Origin of the sequence: Mesorhizobium sp. WSM3224 (assembly GCF_000427725.1) — a bacterium.
GTDB lineage: Bacteria > Pseudomonadota > Alphaproteobacteria > Rhizobiales > Rhizobiaceae > Mesorhizobium.
In genome coordinates, this window is sequence record NZ_ATYO01000008.1 from 117,585 (window position 1) to 131,546 (window position 13,962).

General features: G+C 63.5%; 15 protein-coding genes. 8 read left to right on the top strand and 7 right to left on the bottom strand.

Going from position 1 to position 13,962, the window contains the following annotated elements:
* Positions 1–462 (bottom strand): iron-responsive transcriptional regulator RirA, encoded by a 462-nt coding sequence (gene rirA, locus YU3_RS0115990; protein ID WP_027167204.1) that lies wholly within the window; start codon positions 460–462, stop codon positions 1–3.
* Between the two features lie 206 nt (positions 463–668).
* Between rirA and YU3_RS0115995 the strand changes: the two genes are divergently transcribed.
* The 5 genes from YU3_RS0115995 to YU3_RS0116015 all read left to right on the top strand — a co-directional run bounded on the left by YU3_RS0115995 (position 669) and on the right by YU3_RS0116015 (position 5,005).
* Positions 669–1,964, top strand: coding sequence for a DUF445 domain-containing protein (locus YU3_RS0115995; protein ID WP_027167205.1), 1,296 nt, complete (start codon positions 669–671; stop codon positions 1,962–1,964).
* 66 nt (positions 1,965–2,030) lie between these two features.
* On the top strand, positions 2,031–2,459 hold the full coding sequence (locus YU3_RS0116000; RefSeq protein WP_027167206.1) for a phasin family protein: 429 nt from the start codon (positions 2,031–2,033) through the stop codon (positions 2,457–2,459).
* A 178-nt stretch (positions 2,460–2,637) separates the two neighbouring features.
* The gene (locus YU3_RS0116005; RefSeq protein ID WP_027167207.1) at positions 2,638–3,135 is read left to right on the top strand and encodes a MaoC family dehydratase; all 498 of its coding nucleotides are present in this window, start codon (positions 2,638–2,640) and stop codon (positions 3,133–3,135) included.
* 170 nt (positions 3,136–3,305) lie between these two features.
* Positions 3,306–3,920, top strand: a complete 615-nt coding sequence (locus YU3_RS0116010; protein ID WP_036258702.1) for a hypothetical protein — start codon at positions 3,306–3,308, stop codon at positions 3,918–3,920.
* 2 nt (positions 3,921–3,922) lie between these two features.
* Positions 3,923–5,005, top strand: a complete 1,083-nt coding sequence (locus YU3_RS0116015) for an XRE family transcriptional regulator (RefSeq protein ID WP_027167209.1) — start codon at positions 3,923–3,925, stop codon at positions 5,003–5,005.
* 27 nt (positions 5,006–5,032) lie between these two features.
* Here the strand turns inward: YU3_RS0116015 and YU3_RS0116020 are convergent, their stop codons facing one another.
* The gene (locus YU3_RS0116020) at positions 5,033–6,451 is read right to left on the bottom strand and encodes a PLP-dependent aminotransferase family protein (protein WP_027167210.1); all 1,419 of its coding nucleotides are present in this window, start codon (positions 6,449–6,451) and stop codon (positions 5,033–5,035) included.
* A gap of 101 nt (positions 6,452–6,552) precedes the next feature.
* Here YU3_RS0116020 and YU3_RS0116025 point away from each other — a divergent pair, with 101 nt between their 5' ends.
* Entirely contained in the window at positions 6,553–7,416 is an 864-nt protein-coding gene (locus YU3_RS0116025) for a DMT family transporter (RefSeq protein WP_027167211.1), read from the top strand.
* An 8-nt stretch (positions 7,417–7,424) separates the two neighbouring features.
* On the opposite strand, the gene YU3_RS0116030 is transcribed toward YU3_RS0116025, so the two are convergent.
* Entirely contained in the window at positions 7,425–8,465 is a 1,041-nt protein-coding gene (locus YU3_RS0116030; protein WP_027167212.1) for a zinc-dependent alcohol dehydrogenase family protein, read from the bottom strand.
* A gap of 100 nt (positions 8,466–8,565) precedes the next feature.
* The gene (locus tag YU3_RS0116035) at positions 8,566–9,024 is read right to left on the bottom strand and encodes a helix-turn-helix domain-containing protein (RefSeq protein ID WP_027167213.1); all 459 of its coding nucleotides are present in this window, start codon (positions 9,022–9,024) and stop codon (positions 8,566–8,568) included.
* 96 nt (positions 9,025–9,120) lie between these two features.
* Between YU3_RS0116035 and YU3_RS0116040 the strand changes: the two genes are divergently transcribed.
* Positions 9,121–10,350: an MFS transporter gene (locus YU3_RS0116040; RefSeq protein ID WP_084508096.1), complete on the top strand. Its 1,230-nt coding sequence runs from the start codon at positions 9,121–9,123 to the stop codon at positions 10,348–10,350.
* Between the two features lie 6 nt (positions 10,351–10,356).
* Here the strand turns inward: YU3_RS0116040 and maiA are convergent, their stop codons facing one another.
* On the bottom strand, positions 10,357–11,007 hold the full coding sequence (gene maiA, locus YU3_RS0116045; protein WP_027167215.1) for a maleylacetoacetate isomerase: 651 nt from the start codon (positions 11,005–11,007) through the stop codon (positions 10,357–10,359).
* Positions 11,004–11,702, bottom strand: a complete 699-nt coding sequence (locus tag YU3_RS0116050) for a fumarylacetoacetate hydrolase family protein (protein WP_027167216.1) — start codon at positions 11,700–11,702, stop codon at positions 11,004–11,006. Before YU3_RS0116050 ends, maiA begins: the two co-directional genes overlap by 4 nt.
* A 225-nt stretch (positions 11,703–11,927) precedes the next feature.
* On the opposite strand from YU3_RS0116050, the gene YU3_RS0116055 reads away from it, so the two are divergent.
* Positions 11,928–12,611, top strand: a complete 684-nt coding sequence (locus YU3_RS0116055) for a response regulator transcription factor (protein ID WP_027167217.1) — start codon at positions 11,928–11,930, stop codon at positions 12,609–12,611.
* Between the two features lie 10 nt (positions 12,612–12,621).
* Here YU3_RS0116055 and YU3_RS0116060 read toward each other — a convergent pair whose 3' ends face one another.
* Positions 12,622–13,959, bottom strand: coding sequence for a hybrid sensor histidine kinase/response regulator (locus YU3_RS0116060; RefSeq protein ID WP_027167218.1), 1,338 nt, complete (start codon positions 13,957–13,959; stop codon positions 12,622–12,624).
* Positions 13,960–13,962: the final 3 nt, after the last annotated feature.

Below are 13,962 nucleotides of genomic sequence, written 5' to 3' on the forward strand. Positions count from 1 at the left end.
TTAGGCTGCCGGGGCGCGCTGCTCCAGAAGGTCGATGCCGAGCAGATGGCGCACGTTCGGACGAGCGGCGACGAGATCGGCGATCGTGTAGCGGGAAAGCACGGCGAAGAACGCGTTGAGCGCTTCACGCAGCGCCGAATTCAGGGCGCAGCTGTCGACCAGCGGGCATTCGGCCGCGTCGTTCTCGAAGCACTCGGCCATGGCGAAACTCTCTTCGGTGACGCGCACGACATCGAACAGGTTGATCTGCTCGGCCGCGCGGCCGAGACGCACGCCGCCGTTGCGGCCGCGCACGGTTTGGACAAGGCCGGCCTCGACCAGTGGCTGCAGGATCTTGAACAGGAACAGTTCGGACACCGAATAGGCGGCGGCGATCTCGGGGATGCGGCTCAGCCTGTCGGTATTTGCGGCGCAATACATCAGGATGCGCATCGCATAATTGGTCTGGCGCGTGAGCCGCATGGTATCCTCGCGAAAACATTAGCTTGAGCCGAATATGGCCCATAGTTTGGAACAATTCCAGACTGGACCGCCACATAGCTGAACAATCGTGTCAACTTTTTGTGCATGCCGCCTATGGCGATCCCGATATGCCTCCTGAGCTTCAGCGAGCGTTTCGTCGGCGCAGCCACTAGATAGATGCGGGTGCAAACAGGAAACGGCCCTTCATGTCACAGTCAGCTCCGGCCCTCGCGCCGGTCCGTTTCGACGCCGATGCGCAAGCGAAGCTCTCGGCATTGCGACGGACCAAGTTCATCGCCGCCGCGGCGCTCGCCTTCTGCATCCTTGTCTTCGCGCTCGCCAAGTCCTTCCAGGGCAGACATCCATGGCTCGGCTTCGTCGCGGCCTTCGCCGAGGCGGCGACCATCGGCGGCCTCGCCGACTGGTATGCCGTGGTGGCGCTGTTCCGGCGGCCACTTGGCTTGCCCATTCCTCACACAGCCATCATTCCCGAGAACCAGCACCGCATAGCCGACAATCTCGGCCGCTTCATCGAGGCCAATTTCCTGGCGCCGGAGCCGGTGCGCGAAAAGCTGGCCGAGGTCGACTTCGCCGCTCTGGTCGCGGACTGGCTGGCCGATGCCGAGCGCGCCGCCGGCCTGTCGCGATTCGTCGCGCGGCTGGTGCCGCAGACGTTGTCGGCGGTGGAGCAATCCAGCCTGCGCGACTTCGTCACCAGCCGCATGCTGGAGCAGATCGAAAAGGTGCCGCTGGCGCCGCTCGCGGCGGATCTGCTGTCGGCGCTGACCGACGATCGCCGTCACCAGAAGCTGTTCGACGAATTCACCAGGGTCGTTGGGCGTTTCCTCAATGACGAGCGGGCGCTGGCGACAATGCGTGAAAAGATCCGCGAGGAACTGCCGTCGCTGTTCAACCTGTTCCGCGCCGATGCCTATCTCTTGAAGAAGATCGTCGCCTCCGCGGGTTCGCTGCTCGATGAGGTCAGGGCCGATCCCGACCATCCGATGCGCGCCGAATTCGACCGTTTCGCGCTTGGCTTCATCGAGCGGCTAAGGACCTCGAAGCAATATGCAAGGCGCGCCGAGAAGCTGAAGCGCGACTTTCTCGGACGTCCGGAGGTGAGGGCGCTGGCCGGCGATGCCTGGACAAGCCTGCGCCTGTTCATCGAGCAGGACATCGATGCGCCGAATTCGATGATCCGCGAGCATCTCGCCAACATGTTCGTCGAGGCCGGCCGGCATCTGGCCGACGACGCTCAGATCAGGGCCGACATGAACCAGGGCTTTGTCGTGGCGCTGGCCTCGTTCGTCGAGAGCCAGAAGAGCGGCGTCTCGAAATTCATCGCCGACCAGGTCAAGCGCTGGGACCTGGCGCAACTGACGCGGCTGATCGAGATGAACATCGGCAAGGACCTGCAATATATCCGCTTCAACGGCATGATCATCGGCGGGCTTGCCGGCCTGGTTCTCTATACTGCGGAGCTGCTGTTCCTGGTCGATTGACGCGGGCCAGCCGCGCACTATTCTCCTTCAAGGGCGCCGCAAAACGCGGCAATCGGGAGGCATAGTATGGCAAAACAACCGGACTCCGACTCGTTCCTCGACATGTTCAGCAGGTTCGGCCGCGACCTCAAATTGCCGAATGTCGATGTTCAGGCGATCCTCGATCATCACCGCAAGAACCTCGAAGCCTTGGAAAAGTCGGCAAGGGCAAGCGCTGCCGGCACCTCCTCGGTGCTGGCACGACAGCACGAAATGGTGCAGGACGCCCTGCATGAGGTCACGACGATGGCGCAGAACTACCAGACGCCCGGCAATCCGCAGGACCTGATGAGCAAACAGGCCGAATTTGCCCGCAGATCCTTCGAGACGACGCTGAAGAATGCCAGCGAAGTGGCTGACCTTGTGCGAAGATCCAGTACGGAGTCCGTCGAAATCCTGCGCGACCGGATCAGGGACGCGATGGCGGAAATCCGCGCCGGTTACGGGAAGAAGTAGGAAATTCGGCGGTTTCGGCTCCACCGTCGACTGACACGCTATGCAACCCGCCCAAGCGCCGCGCGTTCTCGGCTTGCCGCAAAAGCATCAACTTTGCCGGTGGAAATAGCGAAGCCGCGAATTGACTAAGGCCGCCGCTGCATGGTCGGGAGCAGGCAAAAGTGACGGGAAAGTCGGAATGACGGAAACACGGCGGAGAACGCCGCTGACCTTCGAACAGCTGCGCATGATGTCCGGGCAGGAGCTCGGCGTGTCCGACTGGACGACGGTCGACCAGTTGCGCATCGACCAGTTCGCCGAATGCACGGGCGACCATCAGTGGATCCATGTCGATCCCGAGCGCGCAAAACGGCAGAGCCCGTTCCGCACCACGATCGCGCATGGCTATCTGACGCTGTCGATCACCGGCGCGCTGGCGCTGGAGATGGACATAGCGCCGGAAAACACGCAGGCCGCCTTCAACTACGGCTTCGACAAGGTGCGTTTCCTGGCGCCGGTCAAGGCCGGCGCGCGCATCAGGCTGCGCATCACGCTGCTTTCCATGGAGGATCGCGGCCCCGGCCAGTATCTCATGAAGGCGGCCAACATTGTCGAGATCGAAGGCGAGCACACGCCGGCCCTGACCGCCGAAACGCTGGTGATGATGTATGAGCGCCGCAAACGGGCAGGCGCCTGATATTCAGGTGAGGCCGGCCTGCAAACGGCGGTTTCCTGCGCTTCTGTTCTTGGCCAGGATGGCGGGTGTAAGTCACTGAAGAAAAACGTAAAAATAGAATGTGAATATTTTTTGTTGATTTTGCAAAACGGTTGCGTAAGGTCTTCTTCGAAACAGGGGATCGAATCGAAATGGACCAATATTCGGAGGCGGACGTCCGCGAAGCGCTGGCGCCATACCACGCGCGAATAAGGGCAGTTATCGAGCACGGATTTGCCGAATGGTTGTCGGTGTCGGAATGCCGGGCGTCGAAAGGCTTCTCCCCGGTTCTCTATCCGCGCACCGTTTCGAACTACGTTTTCGATGCCATTGCCCGCTATGCCCGCGCTGAGTTCGCCTTGGATAAATCTGTGCGGACGCTTGATGAGAGTCAGACCGTAAAGTTTTGCTTCGACGGCAAGGTCATCGCCCGGTTCAAGAAGGGTGATGACGACAACCTAGGGCAGAACATTCTTACCTTGGCCGTCTTGGACTTCATTGATCCCCAGATGAATTTGCCGGGGTTTCCGCCACAGGCCGCGAAAGTCGAGTTCGTGTGGTCCGCGAACGACATCGGTACGGCAGTTCAGAGCATGTTGGTGGTGGCGCGAAATAATGATCGTGTCTTGTGGTCCTACGAAATCGATGATGCAGGTGAAAGCGGCGGGAGCGGTGTCGTTATCTTGCCAAGCAGCCGGCCGGACGACGACGGCCCGCTCGTAACGCCGAAGATCAAGACCGACGACGAATCTGCCAAAGGCGAATAGCTATGGCCACATTTGGAGATTTGCTGCGCCTAGCGCGGCAGTTGCGAGGATTCACGCAGAAGAAAGCGTCTGAGGATTTGGGCATCGCACAAGCGGTTCTTTCTCGGATGGAGAACGGCTTAGTCGAGCCCGATCATCAGTTTATGGAACGGGCTGCCAGTGTCTTTGACCTGCCCGTCGAGTTTTTCTCTATTCAAGATACGGTGTACGGCCCACCGGTCAGCGTTCATACAATGTTGCGTGGGAAAAAGTCGGAAGTGTCTGCGCGAGACGTGGATATGATAACAGCCGAACTGAATATTCGGCTCTTTCACCTTCGTCGCTTTATGGAGAATGTGGACCTTAACCCTGTCAATGAACTGCCTGTATTAGATGTCGAAGTGTACGGCTCCATTCCCAAGATAGCGTCGGTGGTGAGATCCCACTGGAAGGTCGTGAACGGCCCCATTAAGAACCTTACACTCCTGATGGAGAAGGCTGGCATCATTGTTGGCGAGTCATCCTTTCACGGCGCGCCTGTGAGCGGTGTCACGTTCGCTGCGCCAGGGCGGCCCCCGCTCATACTCGTAAACCGCGATCATCCGGCCGATAGGCTTAGATTTACCCTGGCGCACGAGCTGGGCCATTTGGTCATGCATCGATTCCCAACTGCTCATATGGAGGACGAGGCAAATCAATTTGCGTCGGCGTTTCTCCTGCCGCCACAAGAAATGGTCGAAGCCTTCCGAGGGCGCAAGGTCACACTGGAACTGCTTGCGTCACTAAAGAAAGAATGGCGCGTATCGATGCAAAGTTTGCTGATGTCAGCGCAGTCACTCAACGCGGTTTCAGACAATCAAGCGAGATACCTTTGGCAACAAATAAGCGCGCGCGGATGGAGAACGAGGGAGCCGGCGGCTCTCGATTTTTCCTTTGATGCGCCGACGGTGCTCCCGAGCATACTTCGGTCTCACGTTGACGATCTTGGTTTTGATGTGGCTGAGCTTGTTAAGATGTCGCGCTTGCGGGAGTGGGAGTTCAAGGAACTATACGGTTCGCTCGACCGGAACGAACCGACACGTCCGCGACTGCGCATTGTAACGTGACCCTTCAAACTGAGGCACTACCCCTGTCTATGCGGCTTTGCGACGAGACGCGGCTATCGCTTTTTCAAGCACCTTGAAGATAAGCTCATCCCCGCACTGGGCGACGTTGAAGCGCATGAACCGGCCGGCGGTGTGCGACAGGCTGAAGGCATTGCCGGGCGCCAGCACGATATTATCCGAGAGCGCATGGCGCGCGACGTCGGCGGCGTCGATGCCGTCGGGCAGGCGGCACCACAGGAACATGCCGGACGGCTGGTCGATCCAGGGCATGATGCCCATCGTTCTCAGCCTGCCGGCGGTCTCGGCCATGGCGCGCGACAGGCGGGTGCGCAGCTGCTCGACATGCTTGCGGTAGCTGCCGTCCTTCAACAAGGTCAGCACCAGTTCCGAGGACAGCCGCCCGCCGCCGAAGGTCGTGGCGATCTTGAGATCGGTCAGGCCTTCCATCCAGTCGGCTGGCGCTGCGATGAAACCGCAACGTACCGAGGCCGACAATGTCTTGGAGAAGGAGCCGATCTGGACGACGCGCTGCAACCCGTCGAAGGCCGCGAGCCTCGGGGCAGGAGCGTGCTCGAAGTCGGCGAAGATATCGTCCTCGACGATGGTGAGTTCCGCCTGGTCGGCGAGCTTCAGCAGCCGATGCGCGGTGACCGGCGACAGGACCGCGCCGGTCGGGTTGTGGATGCCGGAATTGGTGATGTAGAGGCGCGGCCGATGCTCGGCGAGCGCCTGGCCGAAGAGCTCGATATCCGGCCCCGACTGTGTGTAAGGCACCCCGACCACCTTGGCTTGATGGGCGCGCAGCAGCGCGTGAAAGTTGAAATAGCAGGGATCGTCGACCAGCACGGCATCGCCGGGCTCGAGCAGGAAGCGGCACAGAAGGTCGATCGCCTGGGTGCCGCAATCGGTCAGCATGATCTGGTCGGGCGACACCTCGACGCCGTGCCCGGCCATGCGCCGCGCCAGCAATTGGCGTAAAGGCGGCAGGCCGAGCGGCGTGCCGTAATCGGCAAGCGCCACATCGTCCGCGCGGGCCGCGGTTCTCAACGCCCGGCGCAAGGCCGCCTGCGGCATCCAGGACGCAGGCAACCAGCCGCAGCCTGGTTTCAGCATGTCCTCGCCCGCCTCCAGCGATTGCCGCGAGACCCAGAGCGGGTCGACGGCCCGGTCGAGCCGAGGGCCGATCTCGGCCAGCGACAATGGCGCAAGCTGGCCGGCGGCGTAGAAACCCGAGCCAGGGCGCGAGCGGATCGCGCCTTCCGCCGCGAGGCGCTCGTAGGCTTCGACCACGGTCGATTTTGAAACCTGCATGGATTTGGCCATGGCCCGTATCGACGGCAGGCGGGCTCCGGGCGTCAGCGTACGCGCCGCGATCCGCTGGCGGATTGCCGCCATGACGGTTTCGACGAGGGTTGCGCCGCTGACATTTGGGCGGTTTGCGTCCATCCGTACTTCCCCGCAGGCCATTACAGTTCTGCGGAATTGTACTCCATTGTCTCTGGTGGCGCCATGGCCAACCGCGTACGGAAGCGCAAACGGAGCAGATGATGGAAAAGAGTTTTGACGGCTGGCTCAGCGGCTTCATCGGCGTGCTGATCTTCAGCGGGTCGCTGCCGGCGACGCGAGTGGCGGTGATGGATTTCGACCCGACCTTCCTGACGTCGGCCCGGGCGGCTATCGCCGGTCTCCTGGGGATCGCCATGCTGCTGCTGTTTCGCGAGAAGCGCCCGGAGCGAAGGGATCTGGCCTCGCTCGTCGTCGTGGCACTGGGTGTCGTGGTCGGCTTCCCATTGCTGACGGCGCTGGCGCTGAAGCATGTCACCTCAGCGCACTCCATCATCTTTGTCGGCTTGTTGCCGTTGGCGACCGCGATCTTCGGCGTGTTGCGCGGCGGCGACCGTCCGCGCCCGGCCTTCTGGCTGTTCTCATGCCTGGGCAGCGCCTTAGTCGCGGGCTTTGCCCTGTCGCAAGGGGTGACCGCGTCGCCGATCGGCGACGGCCTGATGCTGGGCGCCATCATCGTCTGCGGGCTGGGCTATGCGGAGGGCGCCGCGCTGTCGCGCCGGCTCGGCGGCTGGCAGGTGATCTGCTGGGCGCTGGCGCTGTCGTTGCCGGTCATGCTGGCGCTGACCTTTGCAACGCTGCCGCCATCCTTCGCCGGCGTCGGATCCGGCGCTTGGATCGGTCTTGCCTACGTCTCGCTGTTCAGCATGCTAATCGGCTTCGTGTTCTGGTATCGTGGCCTGGCCCAGGGTGGCATCGCGGCCGTCGGGCAGTTGCAACTGCTGCAGCCCTTCTTCGGCCTGGCGCTGGCGGCGAGCCTGCTGCACGAACAGGTCAGTCCGATGATGATGGTCGTCACGCTCGGTGTCGTGGCCTGCGTGTTCGGGGCGAAGAAGTTCGCGCGGTAGCGCTTACTCTAAAACTTCGTCACAACCCCGATGCCAATCCCTTCGAAACCGCCCATCGCCATCAACGCCACGGGCGCTTCCTCGAGGCTGATCCTCTTGCCGACCAGCAGCTCGGGCTTCAGCTTGCCAGTGCGGATCATGTCCATCATCGCGGAATAGCGGTAAGCCTGCATGCCGTGGCTGCCGAGGATTTCGAGCTCGAAGGCGATCACCTTGTCCATCGGCACTTGCGGACGGGCATGCTCGCCCAGCATCAGCCCGACCTGAACGTGGCGGCCGCGGCGGCGCAGGTTGGCGATCGAGTTGAACGAGGTGGTCGGGTGGCCGAGCGCGTCCATCGACATATGCGCGCCGCCATTGGTGAGCTGCTTGACCGCCTTGACCACGTTCTGCGTCGTCGCCGCATTGATCGTCGCCACCGCGCCGATCTTCTTCGCAAACTCCAGCTTGTCGTCGGTGAGGTCGATGGCGATGACATTGGCGCCCATGGCGCTGGCAATCATGATCGCAGAAAGGCCGACGCCGCCGCAGCCATGCACCGCCACCCATTCGCCCGGCGTCACCCGGCCCTGGTCGACGATGGCGCGAAAGGAGGTGACGAAGCGGCAGCCGAGGCTGGCGGCGGTGGCGAATTCCATTTCCTCGGGCAGGCGCACAAGATTGGTGTCGGCGTGTTCGATGCCGACATATTCGGCGAACGAGCCCCAGGCGTTGAAGCCCGGCTGCGACTGGTGCTCGCAGACCTGATGGTTGCCGGAGGTGCATTCGAAGCAGCGGCCGCAGCCCACGGCGAAGGGGACAGTGACGCGGTCGCCGGCCTTCCAGCGGCTGACCTGCTTGCCGGCGGCGACAACGACGCCCGCCAATTCGTGGCCAGGAACATGCGGTAATGTGATGGCGTCATCATGGCCCATCCAGCCATGCCAGTCGCTGCGGCAGAGGCCGGTCGCCTCGACCTTGATGACGACGCCGTCGGCTGCCGGCTTCGGATCGGGCACGGTCTGGATCGTTGGCGCCTCGCCGAATTTTTCGAAGACCACCGCTTTCATAGGCAACTCCACCCTTCGCTTGTGCGGGAGCGACGATAGCCGATTCCGCTGTCGGTTGACCGGAAATCGATTCTGCCAATGCCGGGATCGACCGATCCCGCTATTGGGGTTGCTGGCGGAAGTCGGCCAGCCGCGTTTCGCCGGGAGCAAGCAGACGGCCGTCTTCCGCATGCACTTCCAGGCGCCGTATCGGCCTGCCGGTCCGGGTGTCGACCATGAAGGTGTAGGGCTCGCCCGGTCCGGAGAAATAAGCCTCGCCCCATTGGCGCAGCGCCACCAGGACGTAGAACAGCCCGCGGCCTCTTTCGGTCAGCACATATTCGTGATGCGCCCTGCCATCCGGAGCCGGGACGGTTTCGAGGATGCCATGCGCGACCAGATTGCGCAGGCGCGCCGAAAGGATGTTCTTGGCCACGCCCAGGCTCTTCTGGAATTCGCCGAAGCGCCGCATGCCGTCGAAGGCATCGCGCACGATCAGCAGCGACCACCAGTCGCCGATGGCATCGAGCGGCCGGGCGATGAGGCAATCCGCGTTTTGATGGCTCGTCCGTTTAACCATGCAATTCGTCCAGATTTCCGATTTGTGGTTGCAAGATAAAACCTTCCTCTCTATTCCGCAATGGTTTCAAGTTGAAACCGATATGGAGCCAGCGAGATGAATCTGCAACTGCAAAGCACCGACCTGCGGCAGTTCGGAGAAGGCGCGGCCGGGAAGGGCAAAGCGGGATTGCCGCGCCTCACCGCGCTGATCTTCGCGATTGCCTGCGGCCTGAGCGTCGCCAATGTCTATTTCGCGCATCCGCTGCTCGACGCCATCGCGCGCGACTTTTCCATCGACCCCGCCTCGGTCGGCATCGTGGTGACGGTGACGCAGATCGGCTACGCGCTCGGCCTGTTCTTCATCGTGCCGCTCGGCGATCTTTTCGATCGCCGCAAGCTGGTTGCCACCCAGGCCGTGCTTTCGGCTCTGGCGCTTGTCCTCGTCGGCGTTTCGCCGAGCGCCGCGGTGCTGCTCGCCGGCCTCGCGGCGGTGGGCGTGCTTGCCGTCGTCGTCCAGGTTCTGGTGGCATATGCAGCCGACCTGGCGGCGCCGGCCGAGCGGGGGCGGGCGGTCGGCACGGTCACCAGCGGGGTCATCCTCGGCATCCTGCTCGCGCGCTTCGTTTCGGGGCTGGTGGCGGATTTCGCCGGCTGGCGCTCGGTCTATCTCGCCTCGGCAGTGCTGACGCTTGCGATGGCGGCGATCCTGTTTCGTGTCCTGCCTCGCCATGAGGCCCGCCGGCCGCGCACATCCTATACGCGGCTGCTCGGCTCGGTGCTGCTTCTGTTCGTGGAGGAACCGCTGTTGCGCGTACGCGCTTTGCTCGCCATGCTGATCTTCGCCAGTTTCAACGTGCTGTGGGCGCCGCTGGTGCTGCCGTTGGCGGCACCCCCGTTTTCGCTGTCGCATACCGAGATCGGGCTGTTCGGCCTGGCCGGTGTCGCCGGCGCGCTCGGCGCGCGCTGGACCGGCACGCTTGTCGATCGCGGACAGGGCCAATTGGTCACCGGCCTCAGCCTGCTGCTGATGGCTGCTGCCTGGCTGCCGATCGCTTTCATGGTCAGGTCGCTCTGGCTGCTGGTGCCTGGCATCCTCATGCTCGACCTCGCCATCCAGGCCGTGCACGTCACCAATCAAAGCCTGATCTTTGCGCGGCGCCCGGACGCCCGCAGCCGGCTGGTCGGCGGCTACATGATCTTCTACTCACTGGGCAGCGCGCTCGGCTCGATCGCTTCGACCATGACCTATGGCGCGTGGGGCTGGAGCGGCGTCTGCCTGCTTGGCGCGGGCATCGGCCTGGCGGCGTTGGCGTTCTGGGCGTTGACGTTGCGGGTTGGGCGCTAAGCCGGCCTATTCGGCATCGATCTGGTTCTGCGGCGCTGCCTTCTGGAACGCCGGCAGCGCCATGCAGGCGGCGTTGATGCGCGCAATCACCGGATAGGGGGTCATGTCGACACCGAAGCGGGCATTGTTGGTGACCTGTGCGGTAAGGCAGATGTCGGCCAGGCCCGGCGTGTCACCATGGCAAAACGTGGCGGTCTCGGGCGAGGAGGCCAGAATCTTTTCAAGCGGCTGGAAACCTTCGTTCACCCAGTGCCGGAACCAGTTGACGACATCCTCGTCCCCGGCGCCGAACAGGGTGCGCAGCGACGTCAGCACACGCAGATTGTTCACCGGGTGGATGTCGCAGGCGATCATTTGCGCCAGCATCCGGACCCTGGCGCGGCCCAGCGCATCCTTCGGCAGCAGCGGCGGCTCGGGCTGGATCTCGTCGAGATATTCGATGATCGCCAGCGACTGCGTCAAAAGCCTGCCGTCATCCAGCACCAGCGCCGGCACCAGGCCTTGCGGGTTGACCGCCAGATAAGCGGGCTCGAGGTGTTCGCCGTGGCGCAAATGGTGCGGCACGTAGGTGTAGCTCAGCCCCTTCATCTCCAGCGCAATCCGCACCCGATAGGAGGTGGAGGAGCGGTAGTAGTTGTGGAGGACGAGATCGCTCATCGCCTCGGCTGCCCGATGGTCACTTCGACGGCGCCGATGCCGTCGACGCCGCCGGTGATCGTGTCACCCGCCTGAACCGCGCCGACGCCAGCCGGCGTGCCGGTGAAGATCAGGTCGCCGGGCCTAAGCTCGACCGCCTCGCTGCAGATCGAGACGATGTCGACGATCGGCCAGATCAATTCGGCAAGGTCGCCGTCCTGCTTCACCGCGCCGTTGACGGCGAGCCAGATGCGGCCTTTGTCCGGATGTCCCGTTTTCGCGGCAGGCACCAGCGGACCGCAAGGCGCGGACTGGTCGAACGCCTTCGACCAATCCCAGGGACGCGCTGCCTTCTTGGCCTGGTCCTGCAGGTCGCGGCGGGTCAGGTCGACGCCGACGCCATAGCCCCAGACATGGGCGAGCGCGTCTTCGCGCCCAATGCGAAAGCCGGCCTTGCCGATCGCCACCACCAGCTCGATCTCGTGGTGGAGGTTCGAGGTCAGCGGCGGGTAGGGGATTTCCGTGCCGCTGTCGACCACCGCGTCGGCCGGCTTGGTGAAGAAGAAGGGCGGGTCGCGCTCGTCATTGCCGAGCTCGCGCGCATGCGCGGCGTAATTGCGGCCGACGCAGAAGATGCGGCGCACGGCAAAGCGTTCCGCCGAGCCGGCAACGGCGACCGAGGCGATTGCCGGCGGCGGAAGGACGAAGTCTGTCATGGACTGTCTCTGCGTTGTCGTGAATCCGCCAGCACATTCGGCCGATTTCGCCAGGTGGGCAAGGCATGACGGCCACGAAAGCGTTGACCCTGTCGTTTCGGCGACAGCGTTATGCCTCGTCGAGGCTGTAGACCATTGGCCGATATACTATTTGGCAATAATCTGGCCATGGTCGCGGGACTATCCTGCGCCGGACCAAACCGAACCGATGCCCGAACCCATGCAATGACCTCCGTCAGCGATCGCGCCCGCTTCCTGATCATCGACGACCACCCGCTGTTTCGCGAGGCGCTGCACAGCGCCGTGCAGATGGCCTATCCGGATGTCGACACGGTCGAAGCACGCTCGATCTCCGAGGCGATCGATCTTCTCGCCGGCGCAAAGCCGTTCGACCTCGCGCTGCTCGATTTGAGCATGCCCGACGTGCATGGCTTCGAAGGGCTGTTGCAGCTTCGGACCCGCTATCCGCGCCTGCCGGTCGTGATCGTGTCGGGCTATGAGGAGCCGAAGATCATTTCCGAGGCGCTGTCCTATGGCGCCGCCGGCTTCATCCCGAAATCGGCGAGGAAGAGCGATCTCGCCGCCGCCATCCGTTCGGTCATGGACGGCGCCGTCTATGTGCCGGAAAATTACGAAGGCCAGCCGCCAGATCCCGACAGCACGGACCGCGCCGACATGGTGCAGCGCCTGGCCAAGCTGACGCCGCAGCAATTGCGGGTCCTGCAGATGCTGCGCCAGGGCATGCTCAACAAGCAGATCGCCTACGAGCTGCAGGTCGGCGAGACCACGGTGAAGGCGCATGTCTCGGAGATCCTGCGCAAGCTCAATGTGTACAGCCGCACGCAAGCGGTGATCGAGGTCTCGAAGCTGGACAATGCGGAGCTGTTTCGGGATCAGGCGGGGTTTTGAGGGTGCAGTTCTAAGCCAGCAGATGCGCCAGCAGCGCCCTTAGCTGCGCCGGTTTCAGCGGCTTGCGCATCAGTTCGATGCCGGCGGCCCGCGCCGCCTTGGCGACGGGCTCGGAGCCGTCGGCGGTGACGATCAGCGCCGGCACGGGACGGCCGAGATAGTCGCGCACCTCGGCAATGGTCGCGGTGCCCAGATCGCCGCCGTCGAGATGCTGGTCGGCGATGACGATGTCGGGCATCCAGTCGGTATCGCCGAGCAGGTCGAGCGCATCGTCGGTCGAGGTCGCGGCGCGCACCAGGCATTGCCAGCGCTCGAGCAGCGAGGTCATGGCGGAGAGCACGTCGGCATCGTTCTCGACCAGAAGCACCTTGGTGCCGAACAGGCCGTAGCCGCGCGGCCGCTCCAGGTCCGCGACCGCCGTCGCCGGTTCGGCCGCCGCCAGGCCGATCGGCACGTCGATGTGGAAGATGGTGCCGCGTCCGACCTTCGAGGAGAAGGTCACCGGGTGGCCTAGCGCGGCCGCCATGCGGCGCACGATGGCAAGGCCCAGGCCCAGCCCGCCGGCGAGCCCCGCATCGGCCAGCGTCGCGGTGCCGCGGTGGAATTCCTCGAACACCGCCTCGCGCTGGTCCTCGGCAATGCCGCAGCCGGTGTCGGCGACGTCGATGCGGATGGTGTCGCCGCGGTGCCTGGTGCCGACCAGCACGCCGCCGGAGCGGGTGTAGCGTAGCGCGTTGGAGAGGATGTTCTGCAGGATGCGGCGCAACAGCGTGCGGTCGGAACGCACGGCAACATTGACCGGCCGGAACTTCAGGATCAGGCCCTTCTTTTCCGCCTCGGGGTGGAAGTCCGAGCGCAGCGAGGAAAACAGCGCCTCCAGGCTGACGTCGCCGATTTCGGGCTGCACAACGCCGGCGTCGAGCTTGGAGATGTCGAGCAGCGTGCGCAACAGGTCTTCCATAGTCTCCAGCGAGCGCTCGACCTGGCGCACCAGCTTTCTGCCTTCGTCGCTGGTCTGGACCTCGGCCAGCGCCGAGACCGACAGATGAGCGGCGTTCAGCGGCTGCAGCACGTCGTGGCTGGCGGCGGCAAGGAACCTGGTCTTGGAGAGGTTCGCCAGCTCGGCGTTCTCCTTCGCCGCGCTGAGGTCGATGTTCGACTGCTCGAGCCGGCGCAGCGTCGCGTGCAATTCCTCGGTGCGGTTGCGCACCCGGTTTTCCAGCGAAATAGCGGTCTGGAACAGCGAGAAGGCGTTGCCCTGCTGGTCCATCGAGCGCTCGACGCGGCTGACAAGCGCCGCGTTGATCTTCTTCAGCTTTTCGAGGTCGTTGATGTCGCGAAGCGGCATCTC

Coding starts and splice junctions, on each gene's coding strand:
- rirA (WP_027167204.1), bottom strand. CDS start 462: ATGCGGCTCACGCGCCAGACCAATTATGCGATGCGCATCCTGATGTAT.
- YU3_RS0115995 (WP_027167205.1), top strand. CDS start 669: ATGTCACAGTCAGCTCCGGCCCTCGCGCCGGTCCGTTTCGACGCCGAT.
- YU3_RS0116000 (WP_027167206.1), top strand. CDS start 2,031: ATGGCAAAACAACCGGACTCCGACTCGTTCCTCGACATGTTCAGCAGG.
- YU3_RS0116005 (WP_027167207.1), top strand. CDS start 2,638: ATGACGGAAACACGGCGGAGAACGCCGCTGACCTTCGAACAGCTGCGC.
- YU3_RS0116010 (WP_036258702.1), top strand. CDS start 3,306: ATGGACCAATATTCGGAGGCGGACGTCCGCGAAGCGCTGGCGCCATAC.
- YU3_RS0116015 (WP_027167209.1), top strand. CDS start 3,923: ATGGCCACATTTGGAGATTTGCTGCGCCTAGCGCGGCAGTTGCGAGGA.
- YU3_RS0116020 (WP_027167210.1), bottom strand. CDS start 6,451: ATGGACGCAAACCGCCCAAATGTCAGCGGCGCAACCCTCGTCGAAACC.
- YU3_RS0116025 (WP_027167211.1), top strand. CDS start 6,553: ATGGAAAAGAGTTTTGACGGCTGGCTCAGCGGCTTCATCGGCGTGCTG.
- YU3_RS0116030 (WP_027167212.1), bottom strand. CDS start 8,465: ATGAAAGCGGTGGTCTTCGAAAAATTCGGCGAGGCGCCAACGATCCAG.
- YU3_RS0116035 (WP_027167213.1), bottom strand. CDS start 9,024: ATGGTTAAACGGACGAGCCATCAAAACGCGGATTGCCTCATCGCCCGG.
- YU3_RS0116040 (WP_084508096.1), top strand. CDS start 9,121: ATGAATCTGCAACTGCAAAGCACCGACCTGCGGCAGTTCGGAGAAGGC.
- maiA (WP_027167215.1), bottom strand. CDS start 11,007: ATGAGCGATCTCGTCCTCCACAACTACTACCGCTCCTCCACCTCCTAT.
- YU3_RS0116050 (WP_027167216.1), bottom strand. CDS start 11,702: ATGACAGACTTCGTCCTTCCGCCGCCGGCAATCGCCTCGGTCGCCGTT.
- YU3_RS0116055 (WP_027167217.1), top strand. CDS start 11,928: ATGACCTCCGTCAGCGATCGCGCCCGCTTCCTGATCATCGACGACCAC.
- YU3_RS0116060 (WP_027167218.1), bottom strand. CDS start 13,959: ATGCCGCTTCGCGACATCAACGACCTCGAAAAGCTGAAGAAGATCAAC.